This window comes from Mycobacterium sp. (assembly GCF_035499775.1).
Lineage (GTDB): Bacteria > Actinomycetota > Actinomycetes > Mycobacteriales > Mycobacteriaceae > Mycobacterium.
In genome coordinates, this window is sequence record NZ_DATJYB010000515.1 from 1 (window position 1) to 4,904 (window position 4,904).

Consider the following 4,904-nt stretch of genomic DNA (forward strand, 5'->3'; position numbering starts at 1 on the left):
CCTGGTGGCCAGCGGTTCGCCCGCAGCAACGCCGACCAGCCGTACCAGCGCAGCTCCCACCGGCGGCGTCACGCCGCTGACCGCCGGCAGCGTCGTGCTCGACGTGATCAATGCCTCGGGCCGGCAAGGCGAGGCCGCGGCGCTCGAAATGTCCTTTGCCACAGGGCACTTCACTCAGGGCGCGATCGGCACCGCCGACTCCACCACTCAGACCAGCACCATCGCCTACGGCCGCGGCGCGAAGGCAGCCGCCACCGAGTTGGCCGACGAATTAGGCGTAACCGCCACCGAATCCGACAGCGTCGCGCCCAACACGGTGCGACTGACCGTCGGGACCGATTCGTCCAGGTTCGACAACCTCATTCAGACATCGCAATCACCAACCGCAACCAAAACCGTCGCGGCGCCCGTCAGCACGGTGCCGGCCACCGGTACCGGCACCCAAGAACCGACACCCACCAACCTGACGCGGATGACCGGCGACAAGATTCCCTGCGTGAAGTGACAAGGGCCTTAAAAGTTTCCGGCTGCGGCAGATAGCTGGGTCGCGCTATCCATTATCGCCAGTCAGGTTCAGGGCGGTGGTCGGCGCGCGGAAGCGGCTTTCCGTCGGACCATGACCACCCTGGCGAGGATCAGTGCTACCGCGATGGCCGCACACATGCCACCACCTGTCCAGAACGGAAGCCCACCGCGGGAAGAATCCTCGGCTTGATTGCCCACGATTATCAGAAGAACCGCAGCAGCGATGAGAATGACAACTGTCACCGCCAATCCGATGAGGATTGCGACACCGGGACGCCCAGCCGGTGATGGAGGTGTTGAATCTGCCCGAGTCGTGTCGGGCTGGCGTTGGCTACTCTTAGAGGAAGCCGTCATCCCTTCTGCTGTAGTTATTTTGGGCTGCGGAGTGATCTCAGGGCGCTCTGGGATTATCGGTGGCCTGGAGGGTACCGGCCCGGCCTCGTTGGGCGACAAGGCACTTGCCACCGGTCGAGGAGTGGGCACCGTGATCGCATCGCGGGCGGCGGCGGCCAGCTCGATCGTGGTGGCATAACGCATATCGCGGTCTTTCGCCATCCCCGTTGCGATGACCTCGTCGACTTCTGCGGGCACGTCGGGTCGGGTGGCCGAGGGTCGCGGCGGGGGGGTGTTGACGTGGGCGAACATCAGGTGTGCCGTCGCGGTACCGGCAAAAGGAGGCTCCCCGGTCAGGGCTTCATACAGCACGCAGGCCAGCGAGTAGATGTCGGCACGGCTATCCTCTTCGGCGCGGGAGTCCAGCCGCTCGGGGGCGATGTAGGCGAAGGTCCCGATCGTGTTGCCGGACTTGGTCATTCGGGTTTCGTCGGCGATGCGGGCGATCCCGAAATCAATCAGGTAAGCGAAGTCGTCGTCGTCGAGCAAGATGTTGGAGGGTTTGATGTCGCGGTGCAGGAGGCCGACCTTGTGGGCGGCATGCAACGCCTTGGCGACCTGGTCGATGATGCGCACCGCGCGGGCGGGATCCAGCGGGCCGTCCGCCAGCACGGTGTCCAGGTCGCGGCCGTTGATCAGCCGCATGCTGACGAACAGCCGGCCATCGATCTCTCCATAGTCATAAATCGGGACAACGTGAGGAGTGTCCAATCGTGCCGCCGCGTGGGCCTCTCGGCGGAACCGCCGCTGAAAATCTTCGTCCTCGGACAGATGTGCCGGGAGGACTTTGATGGCGACGACCCGATCCGTGACGGTGTCATTGGCGCGCCAGACTTCCCCCATGCCGCCGCGGCCCAGCGGCTCTACGAGTTGGTACCGCCCGAATGGCGTCCCTTCCACGTCGGCCTCCCCGGCATATCGGTCAGCGACACAATAGAACATTGCAGCTGACTCGGGACACCAAGCGGATGCACCCACAGCGACCATTCAGGACCAGCAAGCTGCGAACGTGCGCTGAGACTCTCGAAACTCGCCTTGTTCGAAAGTCCGACGCCAACGTTGCATTGATTGCATAGATAGCTCAAAAAGGCATTGACAAGGGCCGGAAACCGACGATAGTCAACAGGTATGGCGCTGCTGCCAGACCCTGATCCCCGCCAGCGCCAGCACGTCGTCATCTCGGTCGACGACCACGTCATCGAACCCCCCGACATGTTCGCCGGCCGGCTACCCGGCACCTTGGCCGCCAAAGCGCCCAAGGTCGTCGAGACCGACGACGGTCGTCAGGTGTGGCGCTACGAGAACCGTGAATACCCAAACATCGGGCTCAACGCGGTGATCGGGCGTCCGCACGAGGAATGGAGCATGGAGGCCGCCCGCTTTGACGAGATGCGGCGCGGCTGTTGGGACATCGACGCCCGGATCGCCGACATGGACCTCGCCGGCATCTGGGCGTCGCTGAATTTCCCGTCGCTGATCGCCGGCTTCGCGGGCACGGTCTTCTGGAAGAGCGACGACCCGGAACTCGGGCTGGCCACCCTGCGCGCCTGGAACGACTGGCACCTGGAGGTGTGGGCCGGCAGCTACCCGGACCGCATCATCCCGCTGCAGCTGCCCTGGCTGGCCGACCCGCAACTGGCGGCCGACGAGATACGGCAGAACGCCGCGCGCGGCTTCAAGGCGGTCAGCTTCCCCGAGCTGCCCGCCCAATGCGGTATCCCGAGTCTGCACAGCGGCGTCTGGGACCCGTTCTTCGCGGCCTGCGAAGAGACCGACACCGTCGTGTGCCTGCACACCGGCTCGGCGCAGTGGGCGCCAATTCCGGCCCCGGACACCCCATTTGAGACGATCACCACCCTGTTCCCGGTGAACGGGCTGGTCGCCTGCGCGGACATGCTGTGGTCGGGAATCCCGGTCCGTTTCCCGCGGCTGAACATCAGCCTGGCCGAGGGCGGTCTCGGCTGGGCGGCCATGCTCGCCGACCGCGCCGACTACGTGCTGGCCCACTCCGCCCTCGGGCGCGAGGGCGGCTCCTGGAAGAGCGACCTACTGCCCAGCCAGGTGCTCAAACGAAACTTCTGGTTCTGCTCGATCGACGACCCGGCGGCGTTCGGCGCCTTGGACGCGATCGGGGCCGAGCGCATCCTCGTCGAGAGCGACTACCCGCACGCCGACTCTACCTGGCCCGACACCCAACAGGTGGTGGCGCGCAACGTCGCCAACCTGTCCAAGGACGACGCGGCCCGGATCACCCATCGCAACGCCGCACAACTGTTCCGCCACCCGCTGCCGGAAGAAGGGTGGCTCACATGTACGACCTGTTGATCCGCGACGCCCAGATCGTCGACGGCACCGGCGCCCCCGCCCGTCACGGCGACGTCGGCGTCAGCGACGGCCGCATCGTAGCAGTAGGCGAGGCAACCGATCCGGCCGCGAAAATTGTTGATGCAGAAGGACTTACGCTGGCACCGGGCTTCGTCGACCTGCACACCCACTACGACGCGCAGCTGTTCTGGGACCCGACCGCCAGCCCGTCGGTGCAGCACGGGGTCACCACCGTCTTCGGCGGCAACTGCGGCTTCACGCTGGCGCCCGCCGCCCCCGACCAGCAGGACTACCTGACCCGCATGCTGGCGCGCGTGGAAGGGATGCCACTGGACGCGCTGCGCGCCGGGCTCGACTGGGGCTGGGCGTCTTTCGGTGACTGGCTGGACCGGCTCGAGGGCCGCATCGCCGTCAATGCCGGCTTCCTGGTTGGCCATTCGGCGCTTCGGCTGGCCGCGATGGGCAGCGACGGCATCGGCGAGCAGGCTTCCCCGGAGCAGGTGGAAAAGATGGTCGGGGTGCTGCACGACGCCCTGGCCGCCGGCGCACTCGGGCTGTCGACCTCGCAATCGCCGACCCACAACGACGGCGGCGGCCAGCCCGTTCCGTCCCGCAGCGCGTCGCGCGACGAACTGGTGGCGCTGGCGGGCGGCCTGCGCGCCCACCCGGGCACCACGCTGGAGGCGATCATCGCCGGCTGCCTCTCCGGCTTCACCGATGAGGACATCGCGCTGCTCACCGACATGTCCGTCGCCGCCGACCGGCCACTGAACTGGAACCTGCTGGCCGTCACCGCGGCCAACCCGGCCGGGCACCAAAAGCAGTTGCGCGCTTGGGATGTCGCCGCCGAGCGCGGCGGCCGGGTGGTGGCGCTGACCTTGCCGCAGGCGATGAAGATCCGGCTGTCGTTCCTGTCCGGATTCGTGCTCGACGGGCTGCCGGGCTGGCGCGACACCATGCATCTGCCGGTGCCCGAGCGGCTGGCCGCACTCGCCGATCCCGAGGTCCGTCGCCGCCTCGCCGAGGGTGCCTCCTCGAAGGAGGCGGGCATGCTGCGCGGCCTGGCGCAATGGGACCGGCTGATCGTCGTGGAAACGTTCGCCGACGAGAACGCCGACGCGACCGGCCGCAGCGTCGGCGAAGTCGCCGCGGCCAGGGGTGGCGAGCCCTTCGACACGCTGCTGGACATCGTGATCGCCGACCAATTGCGCACCGGGCTCAGCCCGTCGATGGGCGGCAACGACGCCGCCGACTGGCGGGCGCGGGCGCAGGTGTGGCGTCATCCGGGCGCGGTCATCGGCGGTTCGGACGCCGGTGCCCACCTGGACATGATGTGCGGCGCGATCTACACGACGTCGCTGCTGGGCCGCGGCGTGCGCGAGCACCAGGTGGTGACGCTCGAAGAAGCCGTCCGGCTGATCACCGATGTGCCGGCCCGGTTCTACGGGTTGATCGAACGCGGCCGCATCGCGCCCGGCTGGCACGCCGACCTGGTGCTGTTCGACCCGGCGACCGTCGACCACGGGCCCGAGCGCACCCGCTACGACCTGCCCTCCGGCGCGCCACGGTTGGTGGCCGAGGCCCACGGGATCAGCTCCGTGCTGGTCGGCGGTGTCGAGGTGTGCCGCGACGGCGCCGCCACCGGAGCCATGCCGGGAACC

Annotated in this window: 4 protein-coding genes; 3 read left to right on the forward strand and 1 reads right to left on the reverse strand. The window is 67.7% G+C overall.

Annotation, left to right across the window (positions count from 1 at the left end; translation table 11 throughout):
- The coding region (locus tag VML93_RS31685) for a LytR C-terminal domain-containing protein (protein WP_325616727.1) at positions 1 to 505 on the forward strand (505 nt) is incomplete at its 5' end.
- A 68-nt stretch (positions 506 to 573) separates the two neighbouring features.
- Here the strand turns inward: VML93_RS31685 and VML93_RS31690 are convergent.
- Entirely contained in the window at positions 574 to 1,818 is a 1,245-nt protein-coding gene (locus VML93_RS31690) for a serine/threonine-protein kinase (RefSeq protein WP_325616729.1), read from the reverse strand.
- Positions 1,819 to 2,046: 228 nt separating this feature from the next.
- On the opposite strand from VML93_RS31690, the gene VML93_RS31695 reads away from it, so the two are divergent.
- Positions 2,047 to 3,243 (forward strand): amidohydrolase family protein, encoded by a 1,197-nt coding sequence (locus VML93_RS31695; RefSeq protein WP_325616731.1) that lies wholly within the window; start codon positions 2,047 to 2,049, stop codon positions 3,241 to 3,243.
- Positions 3,228 to 4,904: N-acyl-D-amino-acid deacylase family protein (locus VML93_RS31700; protein WP_325616733.1), on the forward strand; the 1,677-nt coding region annotated here is incomplete at its 3' end. The genes VML93_RS31695 and VML93_RS31700, both read left to right, overlap by 16 nt.

Coding starts and splice junctions, on each gene's coding strand:
- VML93_RS31695 (WP_325616731.1), top strand. CDS start 2,047: ATGGCGCTGCTGCCAGACCCTGATCCCCGCCAGCGCCAGCACGTCGTC.